This is a genomic window from Microtetraspora glauca (genome assembly GCF_040656155.1).
Classification (GTDB): domain Bacteria; phylum Actinomycetota; class Actinomycetes; order Streptosporangiales; family Streptosporangiaceae; genus Microtetraspora; species Microtetraspora glauca.
This window is the reverse complement of the sequence record NZ_JBFALK010000003.1, coordinates 279,346-295,928: the sequence shown is the minus strand read 5'-3', so window position 1 is coordinate 295,928 and position 16,583 is coordinate 279,346. Positions and strand designations below refer to the sequence as shown.

Here is a 16,583-nt window from a genome sequence, read left to right as displayed (position 1 = left end):
CGTGCTCCTTCCTAGGGGGTGGTCACTCCTTCCGCTGCGGCCCGGGTAATCGGCCGGTCTCCAGCCACGCCTCAACGCGGACGCGCAGGGCGGCGCTGAGCGTGCCGTCGCGCATCCGCCGGATGGACGAGGGGGCGGGCGCCTGCACGGCCATCTCGACCTGCCACCACTTCATGCCGAGCTCGCGGCGGCGAGCGTCGAGAGCGGCGTGCAGCTCCTGCGGCGTCATCGGGACCTCCGCAGGCCGCGGAACGGGCGCACGACGAGCTCGCCGGACTCGCGCCGGATCAGCACGTTGCGCGGGGCGCGCGGCCCCGGCCGTACGAGCGGCAGCGGTTCAGGCAGATCGGCGCGCCGCTCGTACGGCCAGACCAGCACCGTGACGGGCTGGCCGGCCTCCAGGTAGGTGCGGCCGATCGCGCTCATGACGGCCGCTCCGTTGCGCACCAGCCGACGCAAGCCGGGCTCGACGAGCCGCAGGTGCGGCACGGGAAGCAGCGCAGGCAGATCGACGTGAGGGCGAAGCGATAAAGCCTCGGCCAGTGCCCACGGCGAAGGCATCGCAGGAGCCGCCTCACTGAGGGCCTCCCGCGTGGGCGTGCCGGAGGTTGACGGCGACCAGATGCAGGAGCCCGATGACTTGCTCGCCCGCGTCCTCGGGGAGGGCGGCCCAAAGCGCCTCGTACATGGCCTCGTCCAGGCGGGCCCGGGCGACGATGAGCTGTGCGGCCCAGCGGGCGACAGGGGGGACGTCGTCGGCGTTCTCGCTCCTGATGCCGGTTTCCGCGTCGAGGAAGGACAGCCGGATGGTGGCGCCTTCGGCGTTGGACAGGGCGTCGGTGTGCGCGATGAGGGTGTCGCACCAGGCGAGCACGGCGTAGCCGATGCCCTCGGGGCCGCACTCGGTGTAGAGGGCGGCTACCTGCTCGGCGGCCTCGGTGAGGTCGTCGAGGTTGGCCACGGCGGCGCTCAGCGCGCCGCCGGTGAGCTCGTGCGCCCGCTGTTCGTGATCGGGGGTCACCGCCGGTCGCCTCCGGTGATGGCGGCCGTGTAGTCCGGCATCCACGTCGCGAGGAGCCGCGCCTGCTCGACGTCATCGGCGGTGAGGCCGGCGCCGTGGATGACAGCGACGATGTCGCCTCGCTCGTCGCGTACGGCACGGGACGGCTCCAGGCGGCGGCGCTTCGGCCGGCCGCGGCTGTCCTCGGTGGGGGCGGGTTCGACGGTGCGGTTAGGCATCGTGGTCCTCCAGGACGACTCCGGGGGTGGCCAGGAGCGCCGCCCCGATCGCCTCCTGGGCGTCGGGGGTGGCGATGGACTCGCGCATCGCCGGGCCGAGGGTGACGGCGAGCTGCTCGGCGCCGACCGGGCAGACGTGCCAGGTGCGGGTGTGGATGGTGCCGTCCGGCGTGGTGATGCCGATCAGCAGGGTCGCGGCGTTGCCGGAGTGGTGGTCACACATGGCTGCCCCATCCCTGAGCGTTGGCCTCGTCGGAGCAGGAGGCGCCGAGCAGGGCGCGCTCCTCCAGCTCGTCCGGGTCGTCGACCAGCTGCGCGCGGCCCTCGGTGCAGCCGCACGGGACCCGCATCAGAACCACCGCCACGGCGCCGGGGTCGGACGCCGACCAGCCGGGCACGGGCGTCCAGCCGCGGCCGTCGCAGGACGGGCAGGCGTCCTCGGCGACGACGTCGCCCAGCTCGAACTCGTCGTCGGCGTGCGCCCCGTGCTTGCACTGCTCGTGGCTGCCGTTTCCGCAGCCCTTGCAGGCCGGGCAGAACACCTCGACGAGCAGGCGCTGCCCGGTGTCGGTGGGCATCTCGTAGCGGTCGCCGGTGACGCCCTGGCCGCCGCAGGTGTCGCACGGGTCGGCGGGCGTGGGCGCCGGGAATGGCACGTAGGCGTACGTGGTGGTCGTCATCGCGCGTCCTCGCCGGTAATCGAGGTGACGTCGCGGACGAGGGTGATCGGCCCGCTGGGCCCGGCGTGGATGTCCCGCCACTGCCAGGTGTTGCCGATCACGTCGGTCAGGTAGATAGCCGGTCTGCCGATGCGGCTGTGGGGCCTGGTGACGTAGTACTCGCTGCCGTCGCTGTCGGCCCAGATCTGGCCGGGCTTCGGTGTGCCGTCTGCGGGGTCGATGCGCTCGACGGTGACGGGCAGGTTCGGGTCGTCGAGCGGCAGGAAGGTGTGCCCGGCGAGGGACACCTCACCGCCGCTGATGGTGCCGGTGACGGTCACGCGGACCGTCTCGCCGTCCCGGTAGATCGGGTGGGTGCTCACGGTTCCTCCGTGGGGATCGGGGTGAAGCTGATGAACGGCGTCTCCGGCGTCCAAGTCCGGACGACCACCGGGTGGTCTGGGGTGGGGGAGGGGGCGCACGCCGTACCGAGACCCGCGAGTGCCAGCAGTACGGCGTGCGCCAGAGCGGCGGCCCGGCTTCCCCTCCGGAACCGCCGCCGCTCGGTGGCCGGGTACGACCCGGCGCGGTTGGTGGTCGTCACGGCCTTGCCCCGAGGAACCACGGGCCGACGTGGTACGCGCTGCACGGGCACTCGTGGACCCGGTAGAACACGTGCCGGAACAGGCCGCCCTCGCGGCGGTGCCGGCGCAGCGCGCCCCGGGCCACGCTGTACGTCTCGTACGGGAACAGGTCGAGCCGCGGGCAGTCCTCGACGTCGGTCCACTCCTCGCGCGGCCACAGCTCGTCGTGCATCGCGGCGAGCAGCTCGTCCGTGGGGTCGGGGCGGGCCGTGTAGCTGTCGGGGTACGCGCCGCCAGGCAACTGGACGCGCTTCTCCAGGAGCTCGGCGTGCGGGAGTCGGCGTCGCATCACGCCTCCGGGAGGAGCTGCGAGGGGACGACGGCCTCCTTCGAGAGGGGCTGGTCAAGGCTGGAGCGGTCCCAGGCGACGTAGACGACGGGCTGCCCGCGGAGGGTGCCGATGTCCTCGACGGTGCCGCCGCCTCGGTGTCCGCGGATGCGGCTGTAGGGCGGGAACTGGTCGGCGAGGTCGAGGTCAGGCATCGGTGGCCTCCGTCTCGGCGGTCTGGTCGTGGGGGTGCTCGGCGGCGCGGAGTGCGGCGGCGGTGGGCTCGGCCTTGCGGACGCGGTCGCGGCGCTCCAGTTCGGCCCGGACGAGCGCAGCGAACCGCTCGCTGTTCTGGGAGATCGTGTACGCGGTGTTGATCGCGGCGTTCAGGCGGGTGTCGTCGGCGTTGAGCGGGACGCCGATCATCAGCCCGTCGATCCACATGCAGATCGCGGTCTCGGTGGCCTCCGTGCGGACGGCGTCGGGGGTGGTGTGCTTGTGGGCGCTGTAGACGGCGACGGGGTACGCCTCGGCGGGGATCTCGCTCATGCCGGGTCTCCGGCCTGCGGCTCGCGGGCGATCTCGTTGCGGTCGTGGGCGATGTGCAGCTGGTTGGCCATGACCATCGCCGCCTGCGCGAACCGGTCGGCCTCGGCCGTGTCGGTGAAGTCGAGGTCGACGCCGAGGACGCGCAGGGTAGCGACGGGCTTGCCGGTCATCTGGTGCCGGATGCCGAGGAACTCGGCGGCGCCTTTGAGGTTGAGGCGGCCGGTGACCTCGAAGGTCTCCGGGGCGCCGGTAGGGTCGTGCATGTCCAGCTCCTTCGCTGGTCGGGGGCCGCCCGCCGCGCCATCGGCGGGCGGCCGGTTTCATCTGGTCGGGGGGCGGTCAGAACGGCGGGGCGACGTGCGGCTCCCACGGCGAGGTGGAGATGGTGCGCCCCCACGCGCGGCCGGCCTTGGGGTGGTCGTGCACGTAGTCGGCGCGCTCGACGGTCACCCGGGGCGTGTCCTCGGTCGGCGGCTCGTCGCCCTCGGTGATGGCGTACTCGTGGACGTGCGTCGCGCGGGCGTGCTCCTCACGGAGTTGGTCGAGGGAGACGCGGGCGTAGCGCAGTTCGCCGATCAACCGGGGGACGATCTCGTCCATGAGCTTGGTGTCCGCGTCGTGGTCCGCGGCCTCCATCGCCTGGTTGTAGAGGCGCTCAACCTCGTCCAGGTCGAGCGGGTCGAGCTCGGGCTCGTCGGGCTCCTCCCGGGGCGGCCCCATGAGCTGCTCGTCCTTGTACTCCTGCCAGTAGTCGCGCTCGGCGTCATCGGCGGCGTCGTACTCGCTCACGTGTTCTCCCTGTTCTCGGGGCGGGTGGGGGTGCGGGCGGCGTAGCCGGGGGCTCCGCAGGAGATCGCCACGGCCGCCAGGTGCGCGCACGGCTCGGTACGCCAGCAGTCGCAGGACCAGCCGCTCTCCGGGTGGCGGACCACCTGGTAGCGCTGCATGTGGCCCTGGACGGTCGCGACGACCAGGCACGGGTAGCGGGCGTCCGGCGGCGTGGCGACGGTGGTGACGAGGACCCGGCCCTCGCGGATGTACGCGAGGGCCTTGGCGCGGACGTCAGCCGCCATCGGGCTTCACCCCGGCGACCTCGCGCCACGCTCTGTAGTCGCCGATGGGCATCCCGCCGACGTTCACACCGTCGTCGGCAGCGTGCTCGTGGTCGTTGAGAGCGGTGGCGGCGGCCTGGGCGAGCGTCGCGTGCAGCACGCCCATCTCGCGGCAGTGCTCGGCCTGGCGGCGGATGAGCTCCACGCCCGGCGTGCTGCCGTCCTCGCCGTGAGCCTCGACGTACTCGCCGAACAGGCCCTCAGCATGCTTGGCGCAGCGCTCGGCCTCGCGGTAGTGCTCCGGGCCCGTCACGAGATCACCCCGAACGTGATCCCCGGGGTCGGCATGGCGCGGATCTCGGCCGCGACCTTCCGCGCCTCCACGACCCAGCCGGGCGTGGGCGACGGGCTGTCGTCCAGGTCGGCGGCGCGGCGTGCGTCGGCGTGAAGGGCGCGGATCGCGTCGATCTGCTCGACCCGGAGCGGCCGGAGCTCGCTGCCGTATCCCCACTCCCAGCCGGTGAGCACGACCGGGCCGGCGTACGGCTGGGCGACCCCGCCGAACCCGAGCAGCACGAGCGAGCCGACCACGTTGTGGGGCATGCCGTTGAGCAGGGAGCAGTCGTTGACCCAGCCCGCCCATTCCCCGCGCACGCTGGCGTAGCTGCGGAGCGGGACGCGGGCAGCGCCCTCCGGGCCGAGCAGGTCGCGGAAGTCCACGGCCTGGTCGCCGATGGTCAGGTCCCCCTCGGGCGTGATGAGCGCGTACGGCGCGGGGGCGATCGTCATGACGACTCACCCCCGGCCGCGGGCGCGGCCTCCAGAGCGGGCAGCAGGGACCCGACGATCTCCCACAGCTCGCCCGACTGCCACGCCTCGGCCACCAGCTCCGCCGCGTCCTCTGTGAGGGTCACCGCGACGGTCGGGTCTCCGGCCGCCACGGTGATGCCGGGGATCTCCTCGCCGTCCTTCGTGACGGCGACGCCGGTCTTCTTCGCGGCGGCGAGTACCGCGGTGACGTACGCGGGCCGGACACGGGTGACGGTCGTGGTGACCGTCTCCCATTCGTCGGGCCGGTTGGCCATCACCCACGCCTCGAACGCTCCCGCGTCCGTGACCTGCGGGCGGATGGTGCCCTTGCGGAGCTGCACGGCACCCACGGGCTCGGCCGCGAGTGTCGCGGTGAGGCGGTCTCCCACCGTCCAGTCCGTGCGTACCCCGGCGCGGTCGGTGTCGTCGGCCGCGCCGAGGATGTCCTTCAGGACCCGGATGACGACCAGGCGCAGCGCCTGCTCCTTCGGCGTCACGCGGCCTCACCCGCCCCGAGCTCGTCGGCCAGGGTCTTGATGCGGCGGGCGATGTGGTCGGCCTCGGCCTGGCTGATCTGCCCGGCCTTGAGCGCGCCCCCGGTCGCCTTCCACACCGTGGTGAGCTGCTCGGTGGTCGCGGTGTCCTCGGCCCGGCCGAGCAGCTCGACCGCGATCTCGGACAGCTCGTCGAGCTCGGGCGACTCGGCCCCGGCCTTCGGCTGGGTGAGCTGCCGGGCGTGCGACCCGTCGCCGCACTTCAGGCCCTCGAAGACGAGCCACTCCAGGGTCCAGTCCTGCGGGAGCGGCTTGGCCGCGTCCCGGCCAGGCCGGACGCCCGCGTGGACGGAACGGGCGCCGATCACTCGGGCGTCGGCGTCGCGGGCCAGCCGAATCCAGACGGTCGCGTCGAAGGGCAGCGTCTTGTGCCCCTCGACCTTGTACTCCCGGGTGCCGGGGATGGGGGAGCCCTTGGCGTCCATCGCCGCGACTTCCTTGCCGCGCGCGGTGACGACGACGATGCCGGGGAAGGTCATCAGCGTCGTCATCAGGCGGCGGTGCCGGGCGGTCGCGTCGTTCCACAAGTTCATGGGGACGCTGACCTCAGCGTTCGGGTCCTCCTTGAGCCGCTTCTGGTTGACCGCCGAGGTCCTGGCCCGGTTGGCGGCCCAGTCCTTCAACAGTTCCCACTCGGCCGTCATGGAGTCGATCACCAGCACGACCGGCGGCTCCCCGGCCTGGGCGGCGCGGGCGGCCTCGTCGCGGACGGCGCGGATCTGGCCCATGATGCTGGCCCACGTGCCGTCGTGTTCGACCACGAGGTAGCGGGCGCCGGGGACGGCGCCGTACTCGTCGGCGGCACCCTCGCCGAGGTCGATCCAGTAGGTCTGACCGACCTTCTCAGAGGCGCTGAGGGTGGCGGCGGCCCAGGACTTGCCAGACTTCTCGGCCCCCTCGACGAGGATGAGGGGCCAAGGGACGCGGCCGGTGGGCTGGCGGGTGCGGATGCCGGTCATCGGCTCTCACCGGCCCCGGCGAGGATCGGGTGGCACTGCCACTCCACGTCCTCGACGACCACGGTTCGCTTCACCTTCGGTACGGCGGCGAGGGCGTCCGGGTCGGGCTCCTCGATCTCGACCTCGCGGGTGCCGGTGACCACGCGCTCGCAGACGTTCTCGCGGCGCGCGATCCACTGCACCCTCACGCCGTGGATCTCGGCGAACAGGTCGAAGTACTCGCCCCGCGGCTCCTTGCGGACCGTGCCGGGCATGACGCGGGCGAACACCGCAGCACCACGGCGCTCCTCCTCGGCGTTGCCCTCGATGAAGTTCAGTGAGGCGTCGTCGCCCTCGTACGGCAGGGGCAGCTCCGGGTGCGCTTCGAGGATGTCCGCCAGGGCGCGCAGGCCCTTGATGTACTCGGCGCGGTCGCTCATCAGACACCCGCCCCGGTGCCGTCGTAGTCGGCCTGCGAGGCGCGGTACTCGGCCTCGGTCAGCGGGTCGAGCTTGCCGTCGCGGACCGGAACGGGCGCCGGCTGCTTGCCCTGGAGGGTGTCGGTGCCGCAGAGCAGCGCGCGGACCTCGGCCTCGCGGTAGCGGCGGTGGCCGCCGAGGGTGCGGATGGACGTGAGCCGTCCGGCCTTGGCCCAGCGGGTGACGGTCTTGGGGTCGACGCGGAAGATCGTGGCGACCTCGGCGGGCGTCAGCAGCGACTCCGCCTGTGTGATCTTGCTAGGGTTGGACATGGTTCCCTTCCTTCGGGATTCGGGTTTCCGCGCCCCCGTGCCGTCTCGCCCGGCCGGGGGCGTTGTGCTGTCAGCGGGTGCTGGCGGCGGGGGTGAGCCGCTTGAGGTAGGCGTGGATCGACTCGCGGGGGACGCGGGTCTTGGACTTCCGGGCGCCCGGGGCGGAGATGTCCACGGCGGTGAGGTCGCCGCGCGCGATCATCCGGTAGACGGTGTTGTCGCCGACGCGTAGCTCGGTGGCGGTCTCGGGGATGGTGAGGAGCGCGGTGTCGCTCGGCTCCTTCGGCTTGGGCTTGGGCACTTACTCCCCCTTCGGGGTTGTGGCGGCTGAATCATCAGCCATTGCGGGCGTAAAAAGAAGATCGGTTCGGACGTGCAGGGCTGCGGCGATCGCGTCGGCGGTATCCGGACTGCAGGTGCGCTGACCTCCGGCGATCATCACCAGATATGACCTGGTGATGCCGACTTTCCGGGCCAAGCTGGACTTGTTGTGCTGGCCCGCCATGGCCAACTCCAGTCGCTCGGGGGAGCGGAGGGCCATGCCGGGCGGTCGTGCCATGTGCGGGTGCTCCTGGAGGGTCCTGGGGGATGGTGGCTGATTATTCAGCCACCATAGGCGCCCTTCGTGGTGGCTGTCCAGTCCAAGGCGGGAATTGCGGAAACCTCACTAGAGAGGAGGAGTTCCGTAGCGCAGTATTGTTGTCACCTGCGCGAGGGTGTATGCACTGCATGTTGGGCTGTGGCTGATGATTGACCAGCGGTAACGCTCCGTCATGGCCAGGCGAGGGTTATGGGAGGGCGACAACACTAATGCCGCCGCAATCCGAGATGGCGCGGCCAGACGACGCCAGATACCCACTGAGCGCGTTCGTGTGGGACTACTTGCAACGGAAGAAGGCGCAGGAAGGCGACAGCCTTCGCGCCCTCGCGAAACGCTGCGTGGACCCCGAGACGGGGTTCGACCTGAAACGGCCGTGGCTCTCCATGCTCGCCGAGGGGGACATGAACCGCGCCCCCGAGCTGTGGAGACTGCGCGCCCTGGCCGCCGGCATGAGTGCCCCGCTGCAGCAGCTCCAGCTGATGGCCGCTCAGCAGTGGCTCGGCTTTTCGGCCGAGACGGTGGACGTACAGGTGGGCAGCGGGGATCACGTGATCGTGCCTGTGCCGCCCGGCCTGACTGCGGCTGACCGCGCGAAGGTCGTGCGCTGGGCTGAGCAATGGGCCCGGGAGCTCGACGAAGAGGACTAGCCGAAAGGTTAGAACCCTCTATCCGAATGTCTGTTTTATATGCATCCGAGTAATTGACATGCGTAATACTCACCTCTCCCCGGATTAGTGCCCCATTCGGCGTAGAGAGGTGCGAAGTGAGCGCGACATGTCTGGAACGGTTCAATACCGACTCATGCATCCCGAGCGACTGCCGTACGGGCCGGCGATTCGACTACGACCCGATGGCCTGATCATCGCTGGGGTACCTGAGCCGGAGATGGACAAGTTCCTGGCCGAGGAGCTCGGTCGCGTCGGCACCGATATCCTCCAGCCGTTCACCCGGCTCGACGCTCCCCAGGCGTTACCCGCGCTCGAATGCAAGATTCATCGGGTCCGAGAGGTCTCCGGTGGTCAACTCGTGGCTGCGGAGTTCGTCCACCAGGTCGTGCACATTCTGGTGCCTGGCGAGCTGATCCGCCGCGCTGCTGCGGTCGGATTGAGCGAGGCGGCGACGCGTCTCATGAGGCACTTCCGCCGCTGACCCCCATTCCCCCAATCCCCTGGAAGGCCCCATGCCCTCCTTCCGAAAGTTGCCGTCCGGGCTATGGCAGGCGTCTGTGCGGCTGCCCTCCGGCAAACGCGTCACTAAGAGCGACAAGCTGAAGAAAGTCGTGCAGCAGTGGGCGACCGAACAAGAAGCGCTGATCGCCAAAGGACACCGGATCGACCCGCGCGCCGGCCGGGTCACCTTGGCCGAGTGGCACAGCCGATGGTCGGCCGCTCGGGTCGTGGAGGACGAGACACGCCGCCACGACGAAACAGCGTGGCGGCTGCACGTGGAGCCGCACTGGCGGGAATGGCGGCTGGGTGACATCGGCCGGATCGACGTCCAGTCCTGGGTGCGGACCCTGCAGAAGAACGGTGTCGGTCCACACGCGATCCGTCACGCCTACAACCTGCTCGTCGCCCTGATGGGAGACGCGGTGATCGAGGGTCTCGCTCCGGTGTCGCCGTGCCAGAAGATCGACCTGCCGCCGACCCCGCCCAAGGCCCCGGCCTGGTTCACCCGCGAGCATGTGACCACCATCCAGTCGTACCTTCCAGCGGGCCACGCCGCCATGACCGAGCTGATGGTTCACACCGGCCTGCGGTGGGGCGAGGCCGCGGGCGTCGCTGGCGCGGAACGCGACGACGAGACGGGCAACCCGATCGACTGGCTACGCGGCCGTATCCAGATTCGTGGGGCGATCACCCAGGCGGGCAAGTGGAAGCCGTACCCGAAGAGCTCCAGCAGCCGGCGCGAGGTGCCGGTGCCGCGGCATGTCCTGGACATGCTGGCGCCGCTGCTGGAGGGCCGGGCCCGTGATGCGTGGGTGTTCGTCGCGCGACGTCGCCGAGGGGGAGAGTATCCGACGGTGAGCGGTAGCAACTGGTGGCGGACCTGGAACGGTGCGATCACGCAGGCCAACGATGACATCGCGGAGAAGAACCGGCAGCTTCCGGAGGGGGAGCGGCTTCAACCGGTGCCCACCTATAACCCCCATGATTGTCGGCACACGGCGGCCTCCTGGTTGGTCCAGGCGGGCGTGCCGCTGTACGACGTCCAGAAGTTGCTCGGTCACGCGTCGTTCGCGACGACGCAGCGGTACGCGCATCTCGCGCCAGACGCGCACAGCGCAGTAGAGGATGCCTGGTCGAAGATCATCGCGCACCAGGGGCGCACAGCGCCCGTGCGGCAGGTGTCGGAGGAGTGATGAGCTGGGAAAACGTCTTAGTGACATGGTCTACGACCGGCACCTTGTCGAGCACGATCTCCGCGACCAGCAGCACGCCGATGATGAGCAGCACCCAGCCGTTCGAGAGCCACTCGTAGCCCTGCGGGAGCCGTACGGCGTCGGTGAAGTGGGCGACCAGCCCGACGACCATCAGCGGGATGTAGGCGTTGAGCCCCGCGGCGGTGGACAGGCCGAGCCCGGTGAGTGCGGCGAACATCACCCCTCCAACGAACGCGCCCGCGTGTCAGTGCCTGAGGGAGCGCGTGATCCCCGCAGGAGGCCATCAAAGCAGCGATCCCGGCGGTCCGCACCCGCCGGGTTCGCCGAAACGGCCACCTCACGTCCCTCACGTCCCTCACGTCCCTCACGTGCGCACGTGCGACGAGGCGGGGCGAGGGGCCGGAGACATGGCGGGCAGGTCGAAGTCGTCGTTCCGCATGCGCAGCAACGCGTACGACGCCCCGGCGAAGCCGGCGGCGGCGACCAGCAGGCCGGCGCCCTGGGCGACGTGGCCGGGCAGGAATGGGTGGGTGGAGCCCCCCACGGCGAGGGCGATGCCCATCCACGCGGGGGCGACGCGGCTGCGCCACAGTGCGAGACCCAGCAGGAGCAGGCCGATGACGATGCCCACGATGAACAGCAGGCCCGCCACCTGCTGCACCGGATCGTTCTCCACCACGTCGTCGGAGAGCTTGGTCATGACGCCCACGTCGAGCCCCTCGCGGACGGTGTAGTACGCGAGCGGGTCCCCACCGATGATCAGTGCGATCCCGGAGAAGGAGCCCAGCAGAGAGATGAAGGCGCCGAACGAGGTGAGTCGCGGGGCGCCGCGACGGGCCGCCCAGGCGACCGCGAACGTCGCGGCCGGGAGTCCGACGACGAAGACGGCGCCGACCAGCCTGAGGACGCCGATGAGCTGCTGGTGGGCCGTGTAGGCGGTCACGGTGTCGGCGAAGGACGACCCTCCGTCGACCGGGTTGAGCAGGTAGTAGACGGCCTGCGCGAGCATGGGAAGCGGAGCGATGACCGCGAGAAGGATGCGCCAGAAGCCGCGTACGTCGCGTAGCGGCGTGGCACGCGACGGGCCGCTGGTCGTCGCCGGGTCGGGTCGGGTGCCGGGTTCCATGGGGTCCTCCGAATGTGGGGTGGTTTGGTCCTTCCTGCGGATCCGAGGGTGACCGGCGCGCGCCCCCGCCGTCGTGGGTGCGGCCTCCCATGCCGGTCCCGCGTACTCCCAGGCGAGATAGGAGCGCGCACCCATGGCCGCCGAGGTCGGCGGACCCGATGATGGGTCCATGCCAGGGAAGCGGACCGCGCCTGTCGCCGTCGTCGCGGTAACGGGAGTCGTGGTCGTCGCGACATGGGTGTCGTGGTTCGCCGGCGGTCTCACCGTGGGCGACGCGGCGGAGTCGTACCTGTTGACGAACAGTGCGATGTCGGTGACGTTCACCGCGTTCGGCGCGCTTGTGCTGGCACACCGGCCGCGACATCGGGTCGGGCTGCTCTTCGTCGCGTACGGCGCCTGCTACACCGTGAGCGTGGCGTGCCTGGGCGCGCTGTCGGGTGCGTTCACGCTGTCACCCGGCTGGGAACGCGCGATCAACCTGATCGGCATCACCGCCTGGATCCCGGCGCCGGTGGTGTGCCTGCCTCTGATCCTGCAGGTGTTCCCCGACGGTCGCCCGCTGTCCCCCAGATGGCGGCCGCTGGCCGTGGTGACCGTCGCGCTGACCCTGCTGGCGCCGACCGTGACACTGCAGCCCGGCGGGGACAGCGGTGAGTCGACGGCCGACCAGGGCCCGCTGCTGCCCGACGCGGTCGAACGTGTCATAGCGACCCTGATGCCCGTGTTCGTCGCCCTCGCCGGGCTGGTGCTGCTGGGGAGCATTGTCGCGCTCGGGCTTCGCGCGTACCGGTCGCGGGGTGCGGAGCGGCTGCAGGTGATGTGGCTGCTGTGGGCGGTGGTCCTGTTCGTGGCGCTGAACCTGCAGCGGATCGTCACCACCGACGGGCCGATCCTGTTCCTGTTCACCCTGCCGCTGATCCCCGCGGCGGCCACGGTGGCGATCGTGCGCCACCAGCTCTACGACATCCGGCTGATCGTCAACCGCTCCCTGGTGTACGGCCTCCTCACGCTGGGCGTGGTCGGGGCGTATCTGGGCATCGTCGCGGGACTCGCCCCGCTGGCCCGCGACCGGCTGTCGGCGAGCCCGCTGGTCGCGACCGCGATGATCGCGGTGGCGTTCGCGCCGGCCCGTTCAGCCGTGCAGTCCCTCGTGGACCGGCTCATGTACGGCCGGCGGCATGACCCGGCCGAGGCCGCCGCCCGGGTCGGGGTCCGTCTCGGCACGGGCCTGGAAGGTGTGCTGCGGGCGGTGTGCGAGGCGCTGCGCCTGCCCTACGCCGCGATCAGCTCCGACGGCCGCCTCATCTCGGCGTACGGCCGGCCCACGACGGCCTGGCACACGGTGGCGATCGAGGTGGCGGAGGGGGAGCCGGCGGACCTGCTCGTCGGCCTGCGCGCGGGGGAGACGCGGCTCTCGGCCGCCGACCGGCGGGCTCTCGGCCTGCTGGTCGCCCCCGTCGGCCTCGCCCTCCAGGCGGTGCGCCTGTCCGAGCGGCTGCGCGAGTCGCGCACGCAGATCGTGGCCGCCCGTGAGGAGGAGCGCCGGCGGCTGCGCCGCGACCTGCACGACGGCCTGGGCAGCGCGCTGACCGCGGTCACTCTCAAGGCCGACGCCGCGCACAACCTGCGGCAGAGCGATCCGGATCGGTGCGGGCGGTTGTTGCTCGACCTGCGCGCCGACCTGACCGACGCGATCGCGGACATCAGGCGGCTCGTCTACGATCTGCGCCCGCCCGACCTCGACGAGCTGGGGCTGGCCGGGGCGCTGCGCCAGCGCGCCCAGCAGTCCTGGCATCGTGACCAGGCCGGGTTCGTGGTCACCGTCGACATCCCCGACGACCTGCCGCCGCTGCCCGCGGCCGTGGAGGTCGCCGCGTACCGTATCGCCACCGAGGCGGTCACCAACGCCCTCCGGCACGGGCACGCGAGCACGTGCAGCGTCTCGCTGCGCGCCGACCACGCCCTGCACCTCGAAGTGCGCGACGACGGCACCGCCGCCGGTGGCGAGTGGTCCCACGGCGTGGGGCTGCGCTCCATGCACGAGCGCGCCGCCGAACTCGGCGGTACCCTCACCGCCGGACCCACCAACCGGGGTGGCCGCGTCCACGTCCTGCTACCACTGGAGCGCGCATGAGCGCCGACGGCCCCATCCGCATCGTCGTGGTCGACGACCATCCGCTCATGCGCGAGGGGTTACGCGCCCTCGTCGCGTCCCTGCCCGACGTCGAGGTCGTGGGCGAGGCCGGTGACGGCGAGGCCGCCCGCCGTGAGGCCCAGCTCACCCAGCCCGACATCGTGATCATGGACCTTCACATGCCCGGGACCAACGGGGTGGATGCGACACGGGCGATCCTGCGGACCACGCCCGCGACGCGGGTGCTCGTGCTGACCATGTTCGAGGACGACGACTCGGTCTTCGGGGCGATGCGGGCCGGCGCCTCCGGCTATCTCGTCAAGGGCGCCCAGCAGGACGAGATCGTCCGGGCGATCCGCTCCGTCGCCGCGGGACACGCCGTCTTCGGCCCGAGCGTGGCGCGCCGGATCATCGACTTCTTCGCCGGGGCGGCGCGCGCCGCCCCGGCCGCCGAGCCCTTTCCCGAACTCACCGCGCGCGAGCGCGAGGTCCTCGACCTGATCGCCGCGGGTCACACCAACCTCGCTATCGCCCGCCACCTCGTCATCAGCGTCAAGACCGTCAGCAACCACATCTCCGCGATCTTCGCCAAGCTTCAGGTCGCCGACCGGGCCGAGGCCATCATCCGGGCCCGGCAGGCCGGTCTCGGCAACAAACCATGAGCGCGCGACGCGACCGGCGATGTCGCACGTGACGCGGCATCGTGCCGAGGTGCCGCCTGCTCGTGTCGTGTCGTGTCGTGCCGCGTCCCGGTGCCGTGCCGCCTGCCGGTGTCGTGTCGCTGTCGTGGTCCGTGGTGTACGTGTCGTGACCCGGCGCCGTGCCGTGGTCCGTCGTGTCAGGGGGAGTCAGGCGTCGGTGATGCCGCGGAGCCTCTCGACCGCGTCGCCGTACCCCTTGATCATCTCGTAGACGACCTGGCGGGCCGGTTTGACCTGGTTCATCTGCCCGACGACCTGGCCGACGAAGTAGTTGGCCAGCTCACGCGCGCCCGGATTGCCGGACTCGGCGGCCTGACCCACCTGGGCCATCGCGGCCTCGGCCAGCAGGAGTTGCAGCGGCATCCCCAGCGGCCCCGGGCTCTCCGGGGCACCGTCCCACTCCTCGGTCCAGGCGGACCTGAGCTGGCGGGCGGGCTTGCCGGTACGCGAGCGGGACCTGACGGTGTCCCGCGACGTCGCGGCGAGCATCTTGCGCTTGACGACCGGTGGCGTCTCTGCCTCGTCCGTGGTGAGCCACACCGAGCCGCACCACACCCCCTCGGCGCCGAGGGCGAGCGCGGCGGCCACCTGCCGCCCCTCGGCGATGCCGCCCGCCGCGAGCACGGGCACCGGGGCCACGGCGTCCACGACCTGGGGGACCAGGACCATCGTGGACACCTCACCCGTGTGCCCGCCCGCCTCGGTGCCCTGCGCGACGATGATGTCGGCTCCCGCGGCGACCTGGCGCGTCGCGTGTTCGACGGTGCCGACCAGGGCCGCGACCGGTACCCCGGCCGCCCGTGCCCGGTCCACCATCGCGGGGGGCGGCGGCCCGAGGGCGCTGGCGATCAGTCCGATGGGGTGCCTGAGCGCGACGTCGATCAGGCCGGTCGCGCCTTCCGGCGTGACCCTGCGCCCGGCCTCGTCCGCGCCGGGCTCCATGGGGCCGCCCGGGAGGCCGAGGCCGTACTTCCGGAACAGGTGGGCGAGGAAGTCGCGATGCCTCTCGGGCACCAGGTCCAGCAGGTGCGCGCCGGGATCGGCGGCCCCGGGGTCGATCTTGCCGGGGACCAGCACGTCCACTCCGTACGGCCGGCCGTTCACCTGGGCGTCGATCCAGGACAGCTCCTGGTCCAGCCGCTCCGGCGAGTACGCGACGGCGCCGAGCACGCCGAACCCGCCCGCGTTGGTCACGGCGGCCACGACGTCGCGGCAGTGGCTGAACGCGAACAACGGGAAGTCGATGCCGAGCCGTTCGGTGAGGCTGGTGCGCATGCCGCGAACCTACGCCCCAGAACGACGTTCGGTCTAGGGTGCGAACCGTCGCGCCGTACGCCGGAGGACGGCTCAGGAACCGCCGCGCCAGACGGCGGGGACGGCTCAGCCGCTCACTCGTGCGGGGCCAGATGCCGTACGGGCCGATCGTCCGGCCGCTCCGCCTCCTCCGGCCGCTCCGCCTCGTCCAGCCGCTCCGTGGCGCCCGGTACTGCCGCCGTGTCCGGTATGGCCGCCGTGCCGCCGGGGCGCGGCGCGGTCCAGCCCTCGTCCGGGTCGTACCTGCGCACGATCTTGGCGGGCACCCCGGCGATGACCGAATGGTCCGGGAACTCGCCGCGCACCACGGCGCCCCCGGCGACCACGGACTGGCGGCCGATCCGGGTGCCGGGCAGGATGATCGCCCCGGTGCCCAGCCACGAGCCCGAGCCGATCGAGACCGGGTTGTTGCGCGGCCACTGGCGCCCGATGGGCATCTCGGGGTCGTCGTAGACGTGGTTCTGGTCGGTGATGTACACGTACGGTCCGGTGAAGACGTCCTCGCCGATGTCGATCGACTGGTGCCCCACGATGTGGCTGCCCCTGCCGATCGAGCAGCCGCGGCCGATCCTGACGATGGAGTCCGGTCCGAGGTCGACACCCGGTCCCATGCCCGCCGAGATCGACACGCGCTCGCCGACCAACGTGTGGTCGCCGATCTCGATCCACGCCTCGCCGAAGATCGCGCCGAGCGGGAAGGACAGGCACGCGCCGTCGCCGAGACGCCGGAACCGATAGCCCGCGGGGGAGAGGGGGCTGACGGCCCCGGCCTCCCTCGCGTATGCCCAGCCACGGTGGAGCAAGCGGCCGACGGCGCGCTTCACGATCGACATAACGGGACAAGTTACTCCTCGGTCGAA

General features: G+C 71.5%; 30 protein-coding genes and 1 pseudogene. 5 read left to right on the top strand and 26 right to left on the bottom strand.

Features of this window, described 5'->3' with window-relative positions; all coding sequences use genetic code 11:
* Positions 1 to 22 precede the first annotated feature (22 nt).
* The 22 genes and pseudogenes from AB0I59_RS07655 to AB0I59_RS07550 all read right to left on the bottom strand — a co-directional run bounded on the left by AB0I59_RS07655 (position 23) and on the right by AB0I59_RS07550 (position 7,969).
* Positions 23 to 229 (bottom strand): hypothetical protein, encoded by a 207-nt coding sequence (locus AB0I59_RS07655; RefSeq protein ID WP_358131203.1) that lies wholly within the window; start codon positions 227 to 229, stop codon positions 23 to 25.
* The gene (locus AB0I59_RS07650; protein ID WP_358131201.1) at positions 226 to 489 is read right to left on the bottom strand and encodes a hypothetical protein; all 264 of its coding nucleotides are present in this window, start codon (positions 487 to 489) and stop codon (positions 226 to 228) included. The genes AB0I59_RS07655 and AB0I59_RS07650 overlap by 4 nt, the downstream gene beginning before the upstream one ends.
* 85 nt (positions 490 to 574) lie before the next feature.
* Positions 575 to 1,021: a hypothetical protein gene (locus tag AB0I59_RS07645; RefSeq protein WP_358131198.1), complete on the bottom strand. Its 447-nt coding sequence runs from the start codon at positions 1,019 to 1,021 to the stop codon at positions 575 to 577.
* Positions 1,018 to 1,239, bottom strand: coding sequence for a hypothetical protein (locus AB0I59_RS07640; RefSeq protein WP_358131195.1), 222 nt, complete (start codon positions 1,237 to 1,239; stop codon positions 1,018 to 1,020). Before AB0I59_RS07640 ends, AB0I59_RS07645 begins: the two co-directional genes overlap by 4 nt.
* Positions 1,232 to 1,462 carry a hypothetical protein gene (locus AB0I59_RS07635; protein WP_358131192.1) on the bottom strand — a complete coding sequence of 77 codons (231 nt, stop codon included), beginning with the start codon at positions 1,460 to 1,462 and terminating at the stop codon, positions 1,232 to 1,234. Before AB0I59_RS07635 ends, AB0I59_RS07640 begins: the two co-directional genes overlap by 8 nt.
* Positions 1,455 to 1,919, bottom strand: a complete 465-nt coding sequence (locus tag AB0I59_RS07630; RefSeq protein ID WP_358131189.1) for a hypothetical protein — start codon at positions 1,917 to 1,919, stop codon at positions 1,455 to 1,457. The genes AB0I59_RS07635 and AB0I59_RS07630 overlap by 8 nt, the downstream gene beginning before the upstream one ends.
* On the bottom strand, positions 1,916 to 2,281 hold the full coding sequence (locus tag AB0I59_RS07625; RefSeq protein ID WP_358131186.1) for a hypothetical protein: 366 nt from the start codon (positions 2,279 to 2,281) through the stop codon (positions 1,916 to 1,918). Before AB0I59_RS07625 ends, AB0I59_RS07630 begins: the two co-directional genes overlap by 4 nt.
* Entirely contained in the window at positions 2,278 to 2,502 is a 225-nt protein-coding gene (locus tag AB0I59_RS07620) for a hypothetical protein (protein ID WP_358131184.1), read from the bottom strand. Before AB0I59_RS07620 ends, AB0I59_RS07625 begins: the two co-directional genes overlap by 4 nt.
* Positions 2,499 to 2,831, bottom strand: a complete 333-nt coding sequence (locus tag AB0I59_RS07615) for a hypothetical protein (protein ID WP_358131181.1) — start codon at positions 2,829 to 2,831, stop codon at positions 2,499 to 2,501. Before AB0I59_RS07615 ends, AB0I59_RS07620 begins: the two co-directional genes overlap by 4 nt.
* Positions 2,831 to 3,025, bottom strand: a complete 195-nt coding sequence (locus AB0I59_RS07610; RefSeq protein ID WP_358131178.1) for a hypothetical protein — start codon at positions 3,023 to 3,025, stop codon at positions 2,831 to 2,833. Before AB0I59_RS07610 ends, AB0I59_RS07615 begins: the two co-directional genes overlap by 1 nt.
* Positions 3,018 to 3,359 carry a hypothetical protein gene (locus AB0I59_RS07605; RefSeq protein WP_358131175.1) on the bottom strand — a complete coding sequence of 114 codons (342 nt, stop codon included), beginning with the start codon at positions 3,357 to 3,359 and terminating at the stop codon, positions 3,018 to 3,020. The genes AB0I59_RS07610 and AB0I59_RS07605 overlap by 8 nt, the downstream gene beginning before the upstream one ends.
* Positions 3,356 to 3,622: a hypothetical protein gene (locus AB0I59_RS07600; protein WP_358131172.1), complete on the bottom strand. Its 267-nt coding sequence runs from the start codon at positions 3,620 to 3,622 to the stop codon at positions 3,356 to 3,358. Before AB0I59_RS07600 ends, AB0I59_RS07605 begins: the two co-directional genes overlap by 4 nt.
* Before the next feature lie 76 nt (positions 3,623 to 3,698).
* The gene (locus AB0I59_RS07595) at positions 3,699 to 4,148 is read right to left on the bottom strand and encodes a hypothetical protein (protein WP_358131170.1); all 450 of its coding nucleotides are present in this window, start codon (positions 4,146 to 4,148) and stop codon (positions 3,699 to 3,701) included.
* Entirely contained in the window at positions 4,145 to 4,432 is a 288-nt protein-coding gene (locus tag AB0I59_RS07590) for a hypothetical protein (RefSeq protein ID WP_358131167.1), read from the bottom strand. Before AB0I59_RS07590 ends, AB0I59_RS07595 begins: the two co-directional genes overlap by 4 nt.
* Positions 4,422 to 4,724, bottom strand: coding sequence for a hypothetical protein (locus AB0I59_RS07585; protein WP_358131165.1), 303 nt, complete (start codon positions 4,722 to 4,724; stop codon positions 4,422 to 4,424). The genes AB0I59_RS07590 and AB0I59_RS07585 overlap by 11 nt, the downstream gene beginning before the upstream one ends.
* On the bottom strand, positions 4,721 to 5,200 hold the full coding sequence (locus AB0I59_RS07580; protein ID WP_358131162.1) for a hypothetical protein: 480 nt from the start codon (positions 5,198 to 5,200) through the stop codon (positions 4,721 to 4,723). Before AB0I59_RS07580 ends, AB0I59_RS07585 begins: the two co-directional genes overlap by 4 nt.
* Entirely contained in the window at positions 5,197 to 5,718 is a 522-nt protein-coding gene (locus AB0I59_RS07575; protein ID WP_358131159.1) for a hypothetical protein, read from the bottom strand. Before AB0I59_RS07575 ends, AB0I59_RS07580 begins: the two co-directional genes overlap by 4 nt.
* Positions 5,715 to 6,734, bottom strand: a complete 1,020-nt coding sequence (locus tag AB0I59_RS07570) for an AAA family ATPase (protein ID WP_358131156.1) — start codon at positions 6,732 to 6,734, stop codon at positions 5,715 to 5,717. The genes AB0I59_RS07575 and AB0I59_RS07570 overlap by 4 nt, the downstream gene beginning before the upstream one ends.
* A complete protein-coding gene (locus AB0I59_RS07565) occupies positions 6,731 to 7,153 on the bottom strand; it encodes a hypothetical protein (protein WP_358131154.1) in 423 nt (140 codons plus the stop codon). The genes AB0I59_RS07570 and AB0I59_RS07565 overlap by 4 nt, the downstream gene beginning before the upstream one ends.
* A 125-nt stretch (positions 7,154 to 7,278) precedes the next feature.
* A pseudogene (locus AB0I59_RS07560) lies at positions 7,279 to 7,464 on the bottom strand (BldC family transcriptional regulator); the annotation flags it as partial.
* Positions 7,465 to 7,534: 70 nt separating this feature from the next.
* Positions 7,535 to 7,765, bottom strand: a complete 231-nt coding sequence (locus tag AB0I59_RS07555; protein ID WP_358131152.1) for a helix-turn-helix domain-containing protein — start codon at positions 7,763 to 7,765, stop codon at positions 7,535 to 7,537.
* On the bottom strand, positions 7,766 to 7,969 hold the full coding sequence (locus AB0I59_RS07550) for a helix-turn-helix transcriptional regulator (RefSeq protein ID WP_358131149.1): 204 nt from the start codon (positions 7,967 to 7,969) through the stop codon (positions 7,766 to 7,768).
* 365 nt (positions 7,970 to 8,334) lie between these two features.
* Here AB0I59_RS07550 and AB0I59_RS07545 point away from each other — a divergent pair, with 365 nt between their 5' ends.
* The 3 genes from AB0I59_RS07545 to AB0I59_RS07535 all read left to right on the top strand — a co-directional run bounded on the left by AB0I59_RS07545 (position 8,335) and on the right by AB0I59_RS07535 (position 10,427).
* Positions 8,335 to 8,712: a hypothetical protein gene (locus tag AB0I59_RS07545; RefSeq protein ID WP_358131146.1), complete on the top strand. Its 378-nt coding sequence runs from the start codon at positions 8,335 to 8,337 to the stop codon at positions 8,710 to 8,712.
* 238 nt (positions 8,713 to 8,950) lie between these two features.
* Positions 8,951 to 9,214: a hypothetical protein gene (locus AB0I59_RS07540; protein WP_358131144.1), complete on the top strand. Its 264-nt coding sequence runs from the start codon at positions 8,951 to 8,953 to the stop codon at positions 9,212 to 9,214.
* A 31-nt stretch (positions 9,215 to 9,245) separates the two neighbouring features.
* A complete protein-coding gene (locus AB0I59_RS07535; protein ID WP_358131142.1) occupies positions 9,246 to 10,427 on the top strand; it encodes a tyrosine-type recombinase/integrase in 1,182 nt (393 codons plus the stop codon).
* Here the strand turns inward: AB0I59_RS07535 and AB0I59_RS07530 are convergent.
* Both AB0I59_RS07530 and AB0I59_RS07525 read right to left on the bottom strand, forming a co-directional pair.
* Positions 10,375 to 10,665 (bottom strand): DUF4126 domain-containing protein, encoded by a 291-nt coding sequence (locus AB0I59_RS07530; RefSeq protein ID WP_358131139.1) that lies wholly within the window; start codon positions 10,663 to 10,665, stop codon positions 10,375 to 10,377. The two genes, AB0I59_RS07535 and AB0I59_RS07530, sit on opposite strands and share 53 nt — an antisense overlap.
* A gap of 147 nt (positions 10,666 to 10,812) precedes the next feature.
* A complete protein-coding gene (locus AB0I59_RS07525) occupies positions 10,813 to 11,574 on the bottom strand; it encodes a hypothetical protein (protein ID WP_358131136.1) in 762 nt (253 codons plus the stop codon).
* 169 nt (positions 11,575 to 11,743) lie between these two features.
* Between AB0I59_RS07525 and AB0I59_RS07520 the strand changes: the two genes are divergently transcribed.
* Entirely contained in the window at positions 11,744 to 13,708 is a 1,965-nt protein-coding gene (locus AB0I59_RS07520; RefSeq protein WP_358131134.1) for a sensor histidine kinase, read from the top strand.
* Complete coding sequence (locus AB0I59_RS07515; protein ID WP_358131131.1) at positions 13,705 to 14,370, top strand: response regulator transcription factor; 666 nt, start codon at positions 13,705 to 13,707, stop codon at positions 14,368 to 14,370. The genes AB0I59_RS07520 and AB0I59_RS07515 overlap by 4 nt, the downstream gene beginning before the upstream one ends.
* A 186-nt stretch (positions 14,371 to 14,556) precedes the next feature.
* Here the strand turns inward: AB0I59_RS07515 and AB0I59_RS07510 are convergent, their stop codons facing one another.
* Positions 14,557 to 15,684: a nitronate monooxygenase gene (locus tag AB0I59_RS07510; protein ID WP_061252421.1), complete on the bottom strand. Its 1,128-nt coding sequence runs from the start codon at positions 15,682 to 15,684 to the stop codon at positions 14,557 to 14,559.
* Positions 15,685 to 15,797: 113 nt separating this feature from the next.
* Positions 15,798 to 16,556, bottom strand: coding sequence for an acyltransferase (locus AB0I59_RS07505; protein ID WP_082776418.1), 759 nt, complete (start codon positions 16,554 to 16,556; stop codon positions 15,798 to 15,800).
* Between the last annotated feature and the right edge of the window lie 27 nt (positions 16,557 to 16,583).

Coding starts and splice junctions, on each gene's coding strand:
- AB0I59_RS07655 (WP_358131203.1), bottom strand. CDS start 229: ATGACGCCGCAGGAGCTGCACGCCGCTCTCGACGCTCGCCGCCGCGAG.
- AB0I59_RS07640 (WP_358131195.1), bottom strand. CDS start 1,239: ATGCCTAACCGCACCGTCGAACCCGCCCCCACCGAGGACAGCCGCGGC.
- AB0I59_RS07635 (WP_358131192.1), bottom strand. CDS start 1,462: ATGTGTGACCACCACTCCGGCAACGCCGCGACCCTGCTGATCGGCATC.
- AB0I59_RS07630 (WP_358131189.1), bottom strand. CDS start 1,919: ATGACGACCACCACGTACGCCTACGTGCCATTCCCGGCGCCCACGCCC.
- AB0I59_RS07615 (WP_358131181.1), bottom strand. CDS start 2,831: ATGCGACGCCGACTCCCGCACGCCGAGCTCCTGGAGAAGCGCGTCCAG.
- AB0I59_RS07610 (WP_358131178.1), bottom strand. CDS start 3,025: ATGCCTGACCTCGACCTCGCCGACCAGTTCCCGCCCTACAGCCGCATC.
- AB0I59_RS07605 (WP_358131175.1), bottom strand. CDS start 3,359: ATGAGCGAGATCCCCGCCGAGGCGTACCCCGTCGCCGTCTACAGCGCC.
- AB0I59_RS07600 (WP_358131172.1), bottom strand. CDS start 3,622: ATGCACGACCCTACCGGCGCCCCGGAGACCTTCGAGGTCACCGGCCGC.
- AB0I59_RS07590 (WP_358131167.1), bottom strand. CDS start 4,432: ATGGCGGCTGACGTCCGCGCCAAGGCCCTCGCGTACATCCGCGAGGGC.
- AB0I59_RS07580 (WP_358131162.1), bottom strand. CDS start 5,200: ATGACGATCGCCCCCGCGCCGTACGCGCTCATCACGCCCGAGGGGGAC.
- AB0I59_RS07570 (WP_358131156.1), bottom strand. CDS start 6,734: ATGACCGGCATCCGCACCCGCCAGCCCACCGGCCGCGTCCCTTGGCCC.
- AB0I59_RS07565 (WP_358131154.1), bottom strand. CDS start 7,153: ATGAGCGACCGCGCCGAGTACATCAAGGGCCTGCGCGCCCTGGCGGAC.
- AB0I59_RS07550 (WP_358131149.1), bottom strand. CDS start 7,969: ATGGCGGGCCAGCACAACAAGTCCAGCTTGGCCCGGAAAGTCGGCATC.
- AB0I59_RS07540 (WP_358131144.1), top strand. CDS start 8,951: ATGGACAAGTTCCTGGCCGAGGAGCTCGGTCGCGTCGGCACCGATATC.
- AB0I59_RS07535 (WP_358131142.1), top strand. CDS start 9,246: ATGCCCTCCTTCCGAAAGTTGCCGTCCGGGCTATGGCAGGCGTCTGTG.
- AB0I59_RS07530 (WP_358131139.1), bottom strand. CDS start 10,665: ATGTTCGCCGCACTCACCGGGCTCGGCCTGTCCACCGCCGCGGGGCTC.
- AB0I59_RS07525 (WP_358131136.1), bottom strand. CDS start 11,574: ATGGAACCCGGCACCCGACCCGACCCGGCGACGACCAGCGGCCCGTCG.
- AB0I59_RS07520 (WP_358131134.1), top strand. CDS start 11,744: ATGCCAGGGAAGCGGACCGCGCCTGTCGCCGTCGTCGCGGTAACGGGA.
- AB0I59_RS07515 (WP_358131131.1), top strand. CDS start 13,705: ATGAGCGCCGACGGCCCCATCCGCATCGTCGTGGTCGACGACCATCCG.
- AB0I59_RS07510 (WP_061252421.1), bottom strand. CDS start 15,684: ATGCGCACCAGCCTCACCGAACGGCTCGGCATCGACTTCCCGTTGTTC.
- AB0I59_RS07505 (WP_082776418.1), bottom strand. CDS start 16,556: ATGTCGATCGTGAAGCGCGCCGTCGGCCGCTTGCTCCACCGTGGCTGG.